The organism is Emergencia timonensis, from assembly GCF_900086585.1.
GTDB classification, from domain to species: domain Bacteria; phylum Bacillota; class Clostridia; order Peptostreptococcales; family Anaerovoracaceae; genus Senimuribacter; species Senimuribacter timonensis.
The window spans coordinates 527,334-542,923 of the sequence record NZ_FLKM01000009.1 but is presented as its reverse complement, the minus strand read 5'-3'; the positions used below and the strand labels follow the sequence as shown (position 1 = coordinate 542,923).

14 protein-coding genes and 2 tRNA genes are annotated in these 15,590 nt (G+C 47.9%); 4 read left to right on the top strand and 12 right to left on the bottom strand.

The annotated features are described in order from the left end of the window. The first annotated feature begins 303 nt into the window (after positions 1-303). A complete protein-coding gene (locus BN6539_RS13490; protein ID WP_067539566.1) occupies positions 304-1,089 on the top strand; it encodes a hypothetical protein in 786 nt (261 codons plus the stop codon). Positions 1,090-1,130: 41 nt separating this feature from the next. On the opposite strand, the gene asrC is transcribed toward BN6539_RS13490, so the two are convergent. The 5 genes from asrC to BN6539_RS13465 all read right to left on the bottom strand — a co-directional run bounded on the left by asrC (position 1,131) and on the right by BN6539_RS13465 (position 5,406). Then, positions 1,131-2,093: a sulfite reductase subunit C gene (gene asrC / locus BN6539_RS13485; protein WP_067539563.1), complete on the bottom strand. Its 963-nt coding sequence runs from the start codon at positions 2,091-2,093 to the stop codon at positions 1,131-1,133. Next, on the bottom strand, positions 2,093-2,887 hold the full coding sequence (asrB, locus tag BN6539_RS13480; protein WP_067539560.1) for an anaerobic sulfite reductase subunit AsrB: 795 nt from the start codon (positions 2,885-2,887) through the stop codon (positions 2,093-2,095). Before asrB ends, asrC begins: the two co-directional genes overlap by 1 nt. Next, positions 2,874-3,893, bottom strand: a complete 1,020-nt coding sequence (asrA, locus tag BN6539_RS13475) for an anaerobic sulfite reductase subunit AsrA (RefSeq protein WP_067539557.1) — start codon at positions 3,891-3,893, stop codon at positions 2,874-2,876. The genes asrB and asrA overlap by 14 nt, the downstream gene beginning before the upstream one ends. 2 nt (positions 3,894-3,895) lie before the next feature. Next, the gene (locus BN6539_RS13470; protein ID WP_067539554.1) at positions 3,896-4,663 is read right to left on the bottom strand and encodes a formate/nitrite transporter family protein; all 768 of its coding nucleotides are present in this window, start codon (positions 4,661-4,663) and stop codon (positions 3,896-3,898) included. A gap of 80 nt (positions 4,664-4,743) precedes the next feature. Next, entirely contained in the window at positions 4,744-5,406 is a 663-nt protein-coding gene (locus tag BN6539_RS13465; RefSeq protein ID WP_067539551.1) for a Crp/Fnr family transcriptional regulator, read from the bottom strand. A gap of 120 nt (positions 5,407-5,526) precedes the next feature. On the opposite strand from BN6539_RS13465, the gene BN6539_RS13460 reads away from it, so the two are divergent. Continuing rightward, complete coding sequence (locus BN6539_RS13460) at positions 5,527-5,802, top strand: TIGR04076 family protein (RefSeq protein ID WP_330385088.1); 276 nt, start codon at positions 5,527-5,529, stop codon at positions 5,800-5,802. 70 nt (positions 5,803-5,872) lie between these two features. On the opposite strand, the gene BN6539_RS13455 is transcribed toward BN6539_RS13460, so the two are convergent. The 7 genes from BN6539_RS13455 to BN6539_RS13425 all read right to left on the bottom strand — a co-directional run bounded on the left by BN6539_RS13455 (position 5,873) and on the right by BN6539_RS13425 (position 14,196). Beyond that, on the bottom strand, positions 5,873-8,560 hold the full coding sequence (locus tag BN6539_RS13455) for a carbohydrate-binding domain-containing protein (RefSeq protein WP_067539548.1): 2,688 nt from the start codon (positions 8,558-8,560) through the stop codon (positions 5,873-5,875). A gap of 13 nt (positions 8,561-8,573) precedes the next feature. Beyond that, positions 8,574-8,981: a hypothetical protein gene (locus BN6539_RS13450; protein ID WP_147363135.1), complete on the bottom strand. Its 408-nt coding sequence runs from the start codon at positions 8,979-8,981 to the stop codon at positions 8,574-8,576. 157 nt (positions 8,982-9,138) lie between these two features. Beyond that, positions 9,139-9,747: a response regulator gene (locus tag BN6539_RS13445; RefSeq protein WP_067539542.1), complete on the bottom strand. Its 609-nt coding sequence runs from the start codon at positions 9,745-9,747 to the stop codon at positions 9,139-9,141. Next, complete coding sequence (locus BN6539_RS13440; RefSeq protein WP_067539539.1) at positions 9,744-12,158, bottom strand: hybrid sensor histidine kinase/response regulator; 2,415 nt, start codon at positions 12,156-12,158, stop codon at positions 9,744-9,746. The genes BN6539_RS13445 and BN6539_RS13440 overlap by 4 nt, the downstream gene beginning before the upstream one ends. A gap of 342 nt (positions 12,159-12,500) precedes the next feature. After that, the gene (locus tag BN6539_RS13435; RefSeq protein WP_082907520.1) at positions 12,501-13,076 is read right to left on the bottom strand and encodes a manganese efflux pump; all 576 of its coding nucleotides are present in this window, start codon (positions 13,074-13,076) and stop codon (positions 12,501-12,503) included. 171 nt (positions 13,077-13,247) lie between these two features. Continuing rightward, positions 13,248-13,340, bottom strand: a tRNA-Ser gene (locus tag BN6539_RS13430). 28 nt (positions 13,341-13,368) lie between these two features. Then, positions 13,369-14,196: a MerR family transcriptional regulator gene (locus BN6539_RS13425; protein WP_067543358.1), complete on the bottom strand. Its 828-nt coding sequence runs from the start codon at positions 14,194-14,196 to the stop codon at positions 13,369-13,371. Between the two features lie 125 nt (positions 14,197-14,321). Here BN6539_RS13425 and BN6539_RS13420 point away from each other — a divergent pair, with 125 nt between their 5' ends. After that, positions 14,322-15,383: a BtrH N-terminal domain-containing protein gene (locus tag BN6539_RS13420; RefSeq protein ID WP_067539536.1), complete on the top strand. Its 1,062-nt coding sequence runs from the start codon at positions 14,322-14,324 to the stop codon at positions 15,381-15,383. A gap of 91 nt (positions 15,384-15,474) precedes the next feature. Next, positions 15,475-15,547: transfer RNA gene (locus BN6539_RS13415), tRNA-Ala, on the top strand. Positions 15,548-15,590: the final 43 nt, after the last annotated feature.

Here is a 15,590-nt window from a genome sequence, read left to right as displayed (position 1 = left end):
CATATGCGTAACTGACTCCTCTCTGCAAAGGGAGTGTTACGCAGTTTCGGCTGATTTGCCCTGTTTTGTTAAGCAGTTTGCTGCCTGAAACCAGCATATGCGTAACTGACCCCTCTCTGCAAAGGGAGTGTTACGCAGTTTCGCCTGATTTGTCCTGTTTTGTTAAGCAGCCCGCCGCCTGACACTAGCATATGCGTAACCGCACACCGCCAAAATGCGTCAAATAGAAATGGCACATAAAAACAGCTTGCTTTTCCCGCTCACGTAATGTAAAATAATGTAAATAAAGGAAGGAGAAGTAAAATGTATAACAGCATCAGCTATATCATGGCTGACTTAGAAAGTCAGGAATCTCTTGCCAAGCAATATCGCCACAAATTGTTGGAGCTGCCAGAGGGAAAGCTTTCTACGTCTACCATAAGAGGCACGACCTACTATTATAAATTAGTCGATGGAAAGAAGCTGTATCTGGGAAAAGCTGACTGCGAAGAAGTGAATCTGCTGCAGACCAGGGCGCATTTGACCGAAGCTCTAAAGCGCATCGAAAGAAACTGTACTGCGCTGCATCATCTTCTGGAAGAGTACCAAAGCGTTGAGCCGGATATCATCAACAGCAAAATCCCCAAGGCTTACCAGTTCTCAAAACAGAATAATTATCAACTTACCAACTGGCTTGACCTGCAGGAATGGGGCAGCGCAGAGTACGACAAAAACACCAAATACCCGGAAAAGCTGATTCACCGGACGGTCAAAGGGGAATGTGTCAGATCAAAGTCAGAAGTCATCATCGCAGATATTTTGTTTTTAAAAGGAATCGAATATCATTATGAGGAGAATCTCATACTCGGAAAGGAAACCATTGCGCCTGATTTTAAGGTAGCAGTGGCAAGTCAGCGCAGATTTCGAAGGCTTGAACACTTTGGCATGCTCAGCAGTTCCAAATATCTGGAGGAATGCCTGTGGAAGCTCCGGCTTTACTTCAGCTATAAATTCGTCCCATGGGACGACATCATCTTTACCTTTGAGGCGCAGGATGGCGGCATTGATGCCCAGACCATAAGCTGGATCATCGATCAGTTTTGTGTTTAAAAAATACAAAAAGCGGAGGACCTCCCTCCGCTCTGAGTAAACTAATATTTCACACCGTGCCAATAGATCGGCGTATAGACTTCTGCCTTTGCTGGCAAAGTCACACCGTCCAAGGCCCACTTTTTAAATTCCTCAAAGCCGGTCCGGTCGACGATGTAGCCGATGTGTTCCTTGCCGCCGGGCGCATCTTTGTCGATATAGTGCGCTACGTATTGATAAGTGTTGAGGATGATTTTGACGATGCTGTCTGCATCCACCCACTTGATAAAGTCCTCGCCAAGACGCGGATTTTTCTTGCCGGTTCTGCCCAGCAGGGTCAGACGGTAATATTTCTCCTTGCTCCTGGTCCAGGCACGAGTCGGACAGTTGAGCACGCACTCGCCGCAGCCGATGCACTTCTCCCCATTGCGCTGTGGTCTGTAGTTGACCGCCTTCAGCGCTTCTACCGACTTCTTGCGACAGAATTTGATGCAGGCGCCGCAATTGACACAGCGGTTCGGATCCAACTGCGGTTCCGTCATGCCCATGATGCCAAAATCGTGCATGCGCACTTTTGCACAGTCGTTGGGACAGCCCGTCAGGGCGATTTTAAAATGAAGGTCATTGGGGAAAAGTACTTTCTCAATCCGCTGAGCCAGCGTGGTGGTATCATAACAACCATAGGGGCAGACACGGTTACCTACACAGGCCGTCACGTTGCGCGTACCGGAAGCAGGATAGCCGCTGCCCGGCGCCGTCTGATTGATAGAAAGCCCCTCTATGATCGGCTGCAGTTCTCTATTGACTTCATCCATCCGTTCGTAAGGAATTCCCGGAATTTCAAAGCCCTGTCTGCTGGTAATATGTACCGTCCCATTGCCGTACTTTTCTGCGATTCCCTGAACCAGCCCCAATAAATATGCATCCATGTGGCCGCCCGGCACCCTGACTCTCGACGCCGTCATGCCCCGCTCCTTCGTCACACGAAAAGCGTTTTTCTTTAAAGCCTTTGTATTCACATCCATCAGTCGATCAGCTCCTTTCCCTTCGTATAATTGAACACCGGACCATCCAGGCAGACGTAGCTGTCCCCGATCTTGCAGTGTCCGCATTTGCCGATGCCGCAGCACATCTTCCGTTCCTGTGAAATCCAGATATTCTCTTCCTTTAAACCCCGATCCAGCAAAGCCTTGACGGAGAATTTCATCATCATCGGCGGCCCCACTACGATGGCTTTTGCCGTATTAGCATCGCGCACCTCAAGGTCAGGAATGTAGGCGGTAACCAGCCCCTCCGGGTAGGCGCAGCTTCCCTCCGCCTTGTCCACGGTGACGATTAACTGCATCTGTTCCGGCCACTTTGCCAAATCCTCCTTGAACAAAACATCCTGGGGTGATTTGAAGCCGCTAATCACGGTCAGCCCGCTCGTCTCTGAGGGATTCTCATAAAAGTGTTCGATGACGCCTCTCACGGGTGAAAGGCCCGTGCCGCCTGCCACGATGACCAATTCACCGCCCCGAAAGTCAGACACGTCAAAGCCGTTGCCGTAAGGCCCCCGCAGGAACAGCCTATCACCGATATACTGTTCAAACACTTCTCCTGTGACTTTTCCTACCTTTCTGATCGTAAAATCGATGGCGCCCTCCCCGATCCCGCTGACAGAAATCGGCGCTTCACCGTATTTGGGAAGCGAAACTTCAAAAAACTGTCCCGGCCGTACCGGTCCGTCATAGTCAAAGGTAAAGGTATATTCGATATCCGTATGCTTCTTGATCTCTTTGATTTCAGAGAGAAAAGGGATATATTCATTCTTGTTCATCTGTTTCCACCTCCGTCATAGCCTGGCTCAATTTGTTCACTGCTCCCGAAAAAGAGATGTATTCCGGGCAGATATCGTCGCACCTGCCGCAGCCGACGCACATGTGGTAGCCGAATCGCTGCTTGTAGTCCAGGACTTTGTGCAATACCTTGAAGCGCATACGGTCGCCGTTCTTTGCCCGATAGCAGCCGCCGCCCGCCACGTCAGTAAAGCCGTCTACCATACAGGATGCCTGCACCCTGCGCCGTTCTCCGACTTTTCCGTTATCGGTATAAAAGAGATCCTGCATGGTAAAGCAAGTGCAGGTCGGACAGGCAAAATTGCACCTTCCACAGTTGATGCATCTGCTGTCATATTCCCGCCACATTTCCGATTCAGAAACCTTGGCAGACAGATTCTCCGGAACCTTCACCTCGACCGGATTTTCTGCAACATGAGACGGTTCATAAGCCCTCTCTGTGCCTCTACCCGCAAAGAGTTCCTGCCATTCTTTCAGTTTGCAGTCCACCAGGTAGCCGCCCTCGCCCGGCTCCACGGCCAGGTCGTAATCGCCGCTTTCATTGGTGCTCATGGAAGCGCAGAAACAGTTCTCAAAGGACGCTTTGCAGCCCATGAGCACAAATTTCACCCTTTCGCGGAGCCTTTTGTAATAGTAATCCTCGAAACCGTTATGCAGATAGATTTCGTCCATGCGTCTGACGGCGTGAAGGTCGCAGGCGCGCAGGAAGATCACGCCGCCCTTCTCCTTTGGATCAGCCTCTTTGATTTCCTTCTCTGTAAAATAGAACAGGGTTTCTGATAGCGGCAGCAAAATCTCTTTGTAGGAGTAGTCCGATTTCTCATCAAAGACCACTTCTTCGATGCTCTTGATTTTGCCGTACCTGATGCAGTCCGTATCAGAAAACGGATTGCCGCCAGCCATGCGGACCGGTGCATAAACATCGTAGTCCTTTGACAACTGCGCCAGGCACGCGTCAAAAGCGTCTTTTGATAACTTGTATCCCATAGTTACACCTCTCTTTTCTTTGCCATCATGAAATAGGGAATTGCCAGGAAAAGAATTGCGCCGGCCATATTCCCCAGGGTGACGACGAGTAAATTGTAGAAATATCCCCCAAAGGTCACCGCCGCACCGCAAGGTGAGAGCAACGAGATGGTCAGCAGCGTCATGTTGGCGACGCTGTGCTCAAACCCACAGGTGATAAATGCGAAGAGACACCAGAAAATCATGATCAATTTTCCGCTCTCCGTCTTGCAGCGGAAGCCGCACCACACCGCCAGGCAGACCAAAATGTTGCAGAGCACGCCCCGCAAGAAAAGCGGCAGTACCGGCAGCGTCATCTTCGCTAGTGCGCCGCCAGCGATAAACTGGCCCACCGGTCCTTCTGCGAAGCCCGCGCCAGTGAACAGCAAAGCCAGTATGATGGAACCGACTAAGTTGCCGACCCAGCACACAATCCACAGCCTGACTGCTTCGCCGATTCTCACCTGTTTTTCTAAGATACCGATTGTCATGACCAGATTGTTTCCCGTAAAAAGCTCTGCGCCTGCGATAACGACCAGGCTGAGGGCGATGCCAAAGGAGACGCCCATGATGATTTTCGTATAAGGCGCTCCGTCAAGCAGCCCGCCGATGGTGAAAATGAGCAAGATGCCAAATCCGATGAACATCCCTGCCAAGACAGACGCCAGCAGATAACCCAGAGGGCTCTTCTTAAGGAACTCAATTTTTGCTTTTGCAGCATTTCCAATTGCGATGATTTCTTCTCTGTACATACGTTTTCCTCCTTATGCTTTGTTTGTATTTTAACAAACAAAAAAGGACCTTTATGTTGCACTGGCAACATAAAGGTCCTTTACTGCAAAATTTTAAATCTGTTTTTTTCATATTCTATCAGGCCGTCGTCTTCCATATTGGAAAGTTCTCTGGTCAGTGCACTCCGATCGACGCACAAATAGTCGGCCAATTCCAACCGCCCCATGCTGATGACGAATTCACGGTTATCATGGAACTCCGCCTGGGCTGACAGAAATGACAGGATCTTCTCCCGCAGGGTCCTCTTTGACGCTACTTCCAGACGTTCTAAGAATTGGACGTTTTTATCGGCAATCAGCCTTACCATGTTTTCGATAAGCCGATGGTGGAAGACGCAGGACAGGTTGCAGGAATGCAGAATCCGATCGAAGGGCATGAAGAGGACTTTGCACTCCGAAGCCGTCACAAAGGTTACGGTAGACACCATATCACTGCCGCAGGCGAAGGTTTCGCCAAAGACGCCGCCTTCCTTGATCAAAACAAGAATCGTCTTATTTCCCCACAAGTCCTCTTTGATCATATGCACCTTGCCGGAAAGCAGCACGCCGACACATTTCAGCGGTTCCTCCGCCAGTGAAACGAACTGGCCCTTCTTGTAAGTCTTCAGATAACTTCCCAGACAGGTCAGCATCGGCTCCAAATCCTCGTGCTTAATCCCTGTAAACAATGGCAGCGTCTTGATTTCATCTATGTAATTTCTCATGCTCTCACCTCACAATGTGATTATTATTATAATCTTTTTTGAGATGTGTTGCAACGGCAACAGCCTATTTTGTTCTCCGCCGTTATGCTGTATACTATTAGAAGAAATGGAGGCGCTATCATGAAAAAACCGAAGATTACAATCACCCTGGTGGATCAAAAAGGAACCTGCGGCTGCCACCGCGGTCACAAAATCGGAGACTCCTTCGACTTTGATACCGAGCGGGGCGCGCTCTGCCCCATGGCCATGCACGTGGCTTTCCCAATATCGATATCCTGCGCTATGGCGGCACTCTGCCCACAGGCAAGGACGGAGACTTCCGCTTCTGCTGTCCCGATGCCGATGTCATCAATATCTTCAAGCTGGAAGCCAGCGAATAAAAGCAGCATACAGTAAAACGGCACATACCACGAGTGGTCTTTGTGCCGTTTTCACTGAATTCAAGTGTCAGTGCTTATTCTTATGCTTATCTTGCGATTCTGTAAGCCTTGTTGGACCACTTGGTATACACGTTCTTTCCATCCAGGATCCTTACGCCCCTGACCTTGTAGTAATACCGGGTGCCCTTCTTTACAGCCTTAGTATTCTTGTAGGTGGTCTGTGTACCGGTCTTCGTCGTATAGAACGGCTTCGTCCCATATCCGCTGTTCTTTTTGGTAGAACGGAACACCTGGTAGTAGTCCACCTTGAATCCTTTCGATCTTTTCCACTTGATCCTGATCCAGCCCTTGCCTGCCGTTGATGAGGCTTTGATGGTGGTGGCTTTGACACCTGCCTTGATTCTCGCCGCTGTCTGCTCTGCAATGACCTTCTCCGCCTCTTCTGCCGTCATAATGGCAAAGGTTGAAAAATGCCCGGTTGTAAAGGTAAAGGTCCCGTCGTCGTTCTTCTTTCCTTCCATCCTGTGGTATCTGCCGTCCTCGTCGATGTAGACACAGACGACATCCTTGTCTTTCAGTTCCTCACTGAGTCTTACCGTGACGGTGACCTTGCCGCCGCCAAAGCTACCGATGGTCTTCTCTCCGTCCACAACCTTCAGTTCCAGATATATCTGTCCTTCTTTTTCTGTCAGGTCGGCGGAGATGGTGATGTTCTCGCCTGTAACGCTGGCCGCGATGGCTTCAGCCGCCTTCTGATCAAAGGTTAACGTCCCTGCATCCGTCTTGATGGTCAGATCTGCCTCGGTCTTTTTCACGATATCTTCCATGATCTTTGACGGAAGCTGGATTTCTGCTCCAGTTGTGTCACCCTTGGAGGTTACAGCGTCTATAACAATTTCCTTTGACCCATTTGCCGCAGCCTTACCGATGATCTTGTCTGCCAAAGACTGATCTACCCGCACCTCTGCCTTGCCGTCTGTAACAGTTGGCTTGGTGTCCGCAGTGGTGGTCTTGTCGCTGGGATCGTTGACTACATCCTCTTCAGGAGAAGGTAACGGGGTTACCGGCGTTACCGGGACAGGCGCTGAAAGCCATACCTCATTTAACGCGTTGGACATGCTTGTTTCGAGCACAGTATCATTTTTGCCGATAAAGGTGGTAAAGCTTTTGGATTCCTTTTCGTTAACAAACCAGTCGATAAATGCAATCTTGCCGCCATTTTTCTCGACCAAATTGCCGCTCAGCAGGATCTTTGCCTCTGCCGCTTCATCTGCAGCCTGTACGGACTTTGCACGGATCGCCGCATATCCCGATCCGCCCTTTGCGCGGACGGAGCCGCCGTCGATGGAGATCACGCCTGTGGAATAGATGCCATCATCATCTTTGCCTACCGCTTCAATTTTGCTGCCTGTAATGGTGATGTCGCCGTCTGCCTGGATGCCTCCCCAGCCCCCTGTAGCGGAGATATCCGCATTGCTGTCGGTTATAATATCGCCGTACGAACGAATCGCATATACCTTTTCACTCTCAGCAGTCAGTTTTCCGCCGATCGCGATGTCTTTACCTGTGCCCACATTGGATACCGCATAATTGGTGTCTGAATAAGCTTTGATATTTTTTGCCGAAAGAATCATCTCATCCTCTGCAAGAAGCGCACACACCTTGCCCCTGGCAATTACCTGCGCATTGCCGGTGATGGAGAGTTTCTCCGTTGCCGTAATGGCGGACTCATTGGCAGATTCGGCGTCAATAATACCGCCGGAAATATCCAGGTCGACGGTCTGCAGCGCCCGCAAAGCTCCTCTTGCTATGATTTCCGGTGAGCCTGTGACCGTGATGCTGGCAGGTGTGTAGATCGCACTGTCCTGAGACGAAATTGCACTCACCTTTCCGCCCGAAATTGTGATAGCACCCACGGCCTGTAGACCACAATATAAGCCTCCCGTCGCAGTTACGTCCGCCGTTCCACTGATGGAAAGTGCGCCATTTGTAAAAATGCCAGAATCGTTCGTGCCCGTTGCATTTACCTTGCCTCCACTAATAGAAATATCGCCAGTTGCGAACAGGCCGGGATAAGGTCCTTCCGCCGTTACATTAGCCGTACCGCTGATGGAAAGGCTTCCTCCGGCACCCATGCCGTTGCTTCCAGTCGAAGTAGCGTTCACTTTTCCGCTGGTGATCGTCATGTCTGTATCCGCCCAGAGCGCAGGGTAATTGTTGCTTGAAACTGCCGTGATATCCCCGCCGGAAATTGTAATCGTCCCTCCATTTGCCCAAAATACGTTTCTCTCTTCAGAAGCCGCTGTAATAGCGCCCCCGGAAATTGTCATATCACCGGCCGATGTAATAGCTAGAAACTCAGTATCAATATTCAGACTGCCGCTTCCCGAAATATGCAAAGCTCCGTCCGCCTTGATGCCCACAGAGACAACTTCACTCCCTTCACTAACAACAGTGCTGTCAATGAGGTTGTTACCGCTGAGTACAATGTTCAAATCGCCGGTAGCATAAATCCCCGCGCCTTCGCGTCCTTCGCGGGCAGTGATTTTCGCCGCATTGAGGGTCAGCGTATTGCTGCTCTCCTCATAAACCGCCGTACCATCGCCGCATGTGAGGGTTTTATCTTCATCCGTCAAAATATTAACTCCGTTGACCCAGATCTCCGTCGGCTTATTTTGCCCATCCCCTCCTGACGTATCAGCCAGTACACTCACCGGCATCAAAGTCAGCACCATGCACAAGGCAAGAAACAGGGTAAATAATTTCTTTTTCATGTTTATATACCTCCTATTCATCAATCGTAATCGTCACATCTTTTGCTAAAATCGGATACTCGTCTTTCTCTCCTACATAGTGCAGATAAAGATGACAGCCTGCCGCTTCGGCCTCGTCCAGCAGCGCTTCTATGTTACGCACACCACCTTTAAGCATACGGATCATGGCCTGAGCGTGTTTCAGCTCACACAGAGCTTTAACTGGCAAAAGCTCCGCCACGGAAATCGGCAGGTTCTTTGACTCCTCATTAAAAGCGCTGTACAGCACCTGGGTGTAGTGAATCGTCTGTTGTTCCCTTGCGGCGTAAAGAACCTCCAGAACTTGGTCTCTGCCTCGGTTTTGCACCCACTGCAGAAAGACATTACCGAAAACCACATAGACGCCACTGTTTTCACAATATACCTGTCTCAAACTCATCACCTCGGCTTTCTCCTTACTTTTCTTTAGCATATACGATTTTTTTCTGCAGCGATACGTCCTAAAAGTACACTCTTTTGCCTTACAAAAAAAATCCGCCAACAGATTTGATCTGTTAGCGGAATGTGCCCCCATTCTATCGCATGTTCAGTAGAAAATGTTATCGCAGGAACTTACGAATATCGTCTCGATTGTCAAGGTCCAGTTTATTTAACACGGCGGCAACCAGCTTCTTAGTATAGGACATAGAAATGTGAAGAGTCTGGCATATCTTCTCATTAGAATAGAACAATGCCAACAGCCTGGCAGTCTCTAGTTCGCGATTGCTGAGAGGTACGGCAATCGCAGATGCCTTTTCTTCGTCAAACTGCCCTCGCTGACAAAATCTTTGATTGGCATTGATGTGAAGGCGAACCCGAGCAAGGAGTACGGCGCGGCTCACCGGTTTTCTGATATAATCCATTGCACCCAGCTCCAACCCCCGGATTTCATTTTCCTCTTCCAAAAGACCCGTAAGAAAAACCACCGGAATGTTTGCCGTCTTCTCTTTGTTTTTCAATTCCTTCAATACTGCAAATCCGTTGATCACCGGCATATCGATATCCAGCAGAATCAGGTCGGGCACATCCTCTCTTTCCAAAAAACGGAGAGCCATTTCTCCAGATTTGGCCAAACCGACAATGTATTCTTCACTGAGATAGCTTGCCACAGTTTTCAGCACTACAGGGTCATCATCTATGACGAGAATATGGTATTTCTTCTGTATCATTCCTTCGCCTCCATTTCAGCAAGATAGTCTTCCAGCAAAGGCTGTGCTTCTTCAAAGGAAAGTTCCTCAATTAAAGCTGCCATCTGCTGCAGCCGTCCTCTTCTGCCCTCGTCCTCCTCAAGATCCAACAATGCGGCAACATCGCAGCGGGCCTGGGTCCAGTTGCACATTCTCACTGCCAGCACAGCACGACGGCCATAAGCGAACGGGGACAACTTTTCATTATCAGGTTCAGCCTCCGACTTCGGTAAAAATTCGTTGAGTTCATCCAAAAGCCAGCGGAGACCATCGTATGCACGCTGCCACTCTAAGAATAAAAGCGGCATAGAATTTTCAAAGTAGCTTAAGTCACCTGAGCGCTTTTCAATGCGGGCGGATATATGCTGGAGATCCTCCGCGCCAATTGCCTGCGCACTGGACTTCAAAGAATGTATCGGAAAAACCAGGTTTTCGAAATCCTTTTCATGGAAAGACCTTTCTGCCGATTCTCTGGCTTTAGGGTAGGCTTCAATAAAATAATATGCTCTTTTGCAATACAAAATTAAATCGTTCCCTGAGTAGATGAGGCCGTTCTCCAATATGATATCGTAAGATGCCAACCTATCTTTGATGAAACTCATCTTTTCGTCGCCAATCAGCGCGGGAACTTGGTGGTCAGTACGAGTCACCAAATCTGCCGGCAGGCAGGCCAGAATAGCGCTTTCCAGACTGCCGGTTCCTACAGGCTTGGAAAGATAGGCGGAAAAGCCTTCTCTGAGCAGCTTTTCTCTAGTACCTGTGACGGCATCGGCAGTCAGCGCGATGATGGCAGTCCCATCCGCCAGATGCTCCTTCTTCATCAATTGCAGGGTTTCGATACCATCCATTTCCGGCATCATGTAGTCCATAAAAATCACATGATAGTTTTTCCGCTTCACCATTTCTATGGCTTCCCTGCCGCTGGCAGCAGTATCGATTTGAACCATGGTTGGTTCGAGAAGCGCGCAGAAGACTTTGCGATTTTCATCATTATCATCTACGATTAAGACGCGTCCTTCAGGCGCTAAAAAGCTGCCGTATTCACTATCCTGCGTATCCCGCATCAGCCACTGTCCACATGGTCCGATGGGCTCAAAGCTTTCGACCTTCTGGGGCAGTTCCATGCAGAATGCACTCCCTTTGCCCTTCTGGCTTTCCACCATAATCTGTCCGCCCAACCGATCAGCAATCTCTTTGGCAATGGCCAGCCCCAGGCCTGTACCTTCCGTCCGCTGCCCATCCGGCTGCTTTCCTCGTTCAAATGAAAGAAAAAGGTCTTTTAGTCCTTCTTGGCCGATTCCCATTCCCGTATCTTTTACTGTAATTCTCATCATTCGATAGCCGGGATGGTCAGCCTCTTTTGCCTCTGCCAGAAGAGTTACTGTTCCCGCTTTCGTATATTTCACCGCATTGCTAACAAAATTCATCACAATTTGTGTTATGTGAAGGGGACTACCGATGAGGACTGTCGGTATCATCTGATCAATTTCATAGTGAAACTGAAGGCCTTTTTTCTCTGTCTGCAATTCGCAGGACAGAATCAAGTCAGAAAGCAGAGACGTGACTTGATACGGCCGATTTTCCACATCAAATTTCCCCGCCTCAATCTTTGACAAGTCAAGAATGTTGCTGATAATTTCAAGGAGCATTTTACCAGAGCGCTGAATGTCTCTCGCATAATCTTGAATTTCTCGGGAAACGCTGTTTCTTTCGATAAGAGAATTCATAGCCAAAATCGTATTCAGCGGGCTGCGGATTTCATGACTCATGTTCGCCAGAAAAGTGCTCTTCGCCCTGCTGGCTGCCTCGGCTTCTTCTCTTGCCAGTTCCAGGCTCTGTTGCTGCTGGCGGTAAAGTCTCAAAATCAGCATGATGACGGTTCCTAAAACCAGGCTGACCACCACAAACCCCAAGATGATATCAAAAGTCAGGGACAAATCACCTGATAAGGGAATCACACAGGCTGGATTCAGATGAGCGTAGACACAACAGAAAGCATAAACTGTCAATTCTATCGATACAAAGAAGATTGCTTTCTTTGTATCCAACATAAAAACGGTAAAAAGACAGGCGAAGATAAAGAAACAGGGCATACTGCCTTTATAGCCGCCGCCCGTAAAAAACAAGATGGGAAAGCCGATGAGAAATACGACGATGATTGTAATCAGATAGCCCATTTGATAGCGTCCGCTTTGATTGGTATAATACAGCAGAAATACAGCCATGGTGCCCGCCAAAAAGTTAACCAGGCCTGTAACAGAATCATTGCCGACCAGCAAACAAAGCACCGCCATTACGTAACTGATGGTGATCCCGCCCAGTGCAAGCAGGTTGAAAATCCGGATGCGAAAATCAGGTTGACCGTCAAATAGTATCTTTTTCAGCTTTTTCATGAAGGGCTCATCCTCTCTTTCATTCTTTGATCCGTTCTTTATAAAAGTATATTTGCGTTTATTATACCATGTGCATTCCGGTGAAAATAGAATCGCAGCACATGATTCAATGAACGCTTCCTTACAGCGAAGCTGTGGGATTATCTGCGTTTATTATACCATGTGCATTCCGCTGAAAATACAATCGCAGCACATGATTCAATGATTCCTACCTTGCGACGAAGTCGAAGGATTGTGGAATCATTATACCATAAAGCAATCCTGCAAGCGATCCTCTATTTTGGAACTGGCCCAATGACCTTCCTGCATTATACACCCTTTGGTTGATTTCTTGCCACTAGGTCAGACGAATATCTCGTATACACCCAAACCGATCATCAAAAGGCTGGCAAGCGGCTCTGCGAATTCACCGACCAGCTCTGCAATTTTTGAACGCCCGATCAGATTTCCTATGTAGAGGAATAGAAGGCTGAAGAGAAACGAGCAGAGGGCTGTAGAAAGTACAGGCAGGCCGGTAATGCTGGCGCCGATGCCCAGACCGATATTGTTCAAGGTCAATGCCAGACCGAGAATCAGGGCCTCTGTCCGTGTAAGAGTCTGGAGTGCCAGTTCTGTCTCCTCCTCACTTTCCTCCTCAGGCTTTTTCATCTTCATAAAGAACTTCACCAGGCCCACTGCGCCAATCAGAATGATGATTACGCTTCCCAGAATGCCTGCCAGTTTTTGCGGTAAAAATAAGAGCACGCTTTTGCCCAGAATCATGGACAAAACCGTTCCCATAAAAGTAATCAATGCTACAATCAGGTTTTCCGACCACCTGATCGGCATTTTCTTGATTCCATAAGACATCCCTACTACCAGATTATCCGTGTTGGAGGATACTCCGAAGAGCAGGGCCGACAATAAATGTATTTGCATAGTAACACCCTTTCCTGCAAGGAAGAGAAATTTCCTTTTTATAAATCATTATATTGCTGTCAGGGATGTCTTTGTTCCTGGATGTGATACGGGGAGCGGATGGATTAGAATTGTTTGGCGAAGATAAATTACAAAAAAAATACAAATCCCCAGACGGGGATTTGTCGTTTTTGGCGGAGATGTAGGGATTTGAACCCTAGCGCCGGAAAAAACCGACCTACCGGATTTCGAATCCGGACCCTTCAGCCACTTGGGTACATCTCCATAACTATTAAATTATATCATAGCAGATTCATTCATTCAACACTTTTTTCACTGGAAACCCGACCTCTGTGACCATTTTATCAGCGTCTGCTTCTGTTTGGGGTGAAACATGGTAGATATTAAAATGCGGACCACAAAATTCGTAACCGTTGTCATGTACCCAGTTGGCTATGGTCTCATTGATTTGCGTAATCAACTCATATCTGCCTTCGTAGGTAAGGACTGCTGCCAAAAAAGGCTCAACTTCCTTGAACTTTACTATTTCTGTATCGCATCCCCTTTGAAGGACTGCTATCTGTACTTCCACATCCACATCCTTCGTTACAAAACCTCCATCATGAAAAATCGCCATATGGTAAGACAAGGATGCAGGTGTCAGCCCCTGCCCCTCTTGTACTTCCGCCAATCTTCTCCATAGTTGTCCCTCATGATGATACGCCGGGATTCGATCCCTCGTGCACATGACAAGCCGCTTTGGCACTTCCTTGATTTCAATACTATAGCGCAGTATACCCTCCCTTTGCTGCAATGCCGTTATAGTCGTTTCAAGCTGTCTGATCTGCCGCTGCAGTTCTTCCGCCAGCTTGCGTTTTTTGGCAGTTTCAATCTTTAAAAAGTCCGCCAGGCTTTGGTTATCGCGATATTGATAAATTACGTCTTTTATCTCATTCAGACCCAGACCCATGGCCTTAAGAGCCTGAATCCGATTAGCGATGGTCAATTGTTTTTCCTCATAATACCTATATCCGCTGTCCTCGTCTATATGTGCGGGAACAAGCAGGCCAAGTTTGTCATAGTGGCGCAGCATATAGATACTGATCTTAGATAGTTTTGAGAAATCTCCAATTTTAAGCACGATCATCACCTCTTATCATTGATATTTGGTCATCGTATCACATTGCTGCAAAAAAATCAAATACTGTGCCTTGACTCTGGCATTATGCGAGACTATAGACTAAAAGAAACGGAGGTTAAAAAGATATGGATAATACAAAGAAGATAATCGAAATAAAGCATCACAAGGATGACTACGAATGTATGTGGAATGGGATTGAAGATTTATATATGGACAAAACGGGCGAAATTTTACCTGAGAACCTATTCTTTCTGCTTTCCGGGTTCGGCTCCTTTTGTTATATGAAAACAGAAAAGTCGGACCTGAAAAGAATGATTGCCTTGGGAGACGGCCGTACAAAGAAAATGTATGAATTTCTCGCTCCTATCGTCGGTTTTGACTACAGGCATTACTCTTACGGCACCTTTGACAAGGCCCTTAGGAAAGCAAAACTGGAGATTGACAGAAATCATCCCGTCGTCTTAGGCGCACTGGATATGTATCATCTGCCTTATCTGGAAAAGCTGTATCATCGAGAACACATTCCTTTTCATTATGTATTGATGGTCGGATATGATGAGGAGCAGGCTTGTATCTATCTTCACGACTGTGGGCGCAGGGAACTGCAGACGCTGTCCTACGACCAACTCAGCAAAGCGATGGATTGCAGCTATCCGGGGCTGAGCAAAGCAAATACAATCTGCACTGTACGCATGAACGCAGAAAAAGATAAATATCAAATTGCCCAGGAGGCATTAGCGCTCAAAAGGGAGTCTTTTTTAAATCCTCCCCGGGGTTTTCTGGGCTATCGGGGGTTTGAGAAGTTCATCGCTGACCTGCCGACTCTGAGACTAACCCTGGGGAAAGAAGAGTATGATAAAATTCTGCTGAATATGGTTACCTTCTTTGGCACCGTACCCACCCTGCCGAACGTTTTAAAGGGTGTCAATGAGCCGGATGAAGTGGTGTTCAAAGGCAGTTTTGATAAAATGAGCAAAATGCTGAGGTGTATGGGGGAGGAGTATGGAAATTCCCAATGGCTGGAAGCTGCAAACTATTTTTTTCACGCCAGCATTGTCGTTGAAAAGATATCCCTTATCATCATCGCCTATCTGGCAGATGAAAGAGATGAAACAGAGCAACTGGCCAATTTATTTTCTGATGTCTTATCGTTAATGAAACAGGCATATCATAAACTCGGACTGTGACTGAATTATTACAAACTAATCGAAAAAAGACAAGTTCATATTGTTATTCAAGAAAATTTGTACTATAATATGTTGTGTAATAAATCAGTATGGGCCCGTAGCTTAGCTGGGAAAGCGCCGCGTTCGCAACGCGGAGACCGAGGGTTCGAATCCCTTCGGGTCCATTACAACAAAGCCATCCCATTCGGGATGGTTTTGTTGTATCTA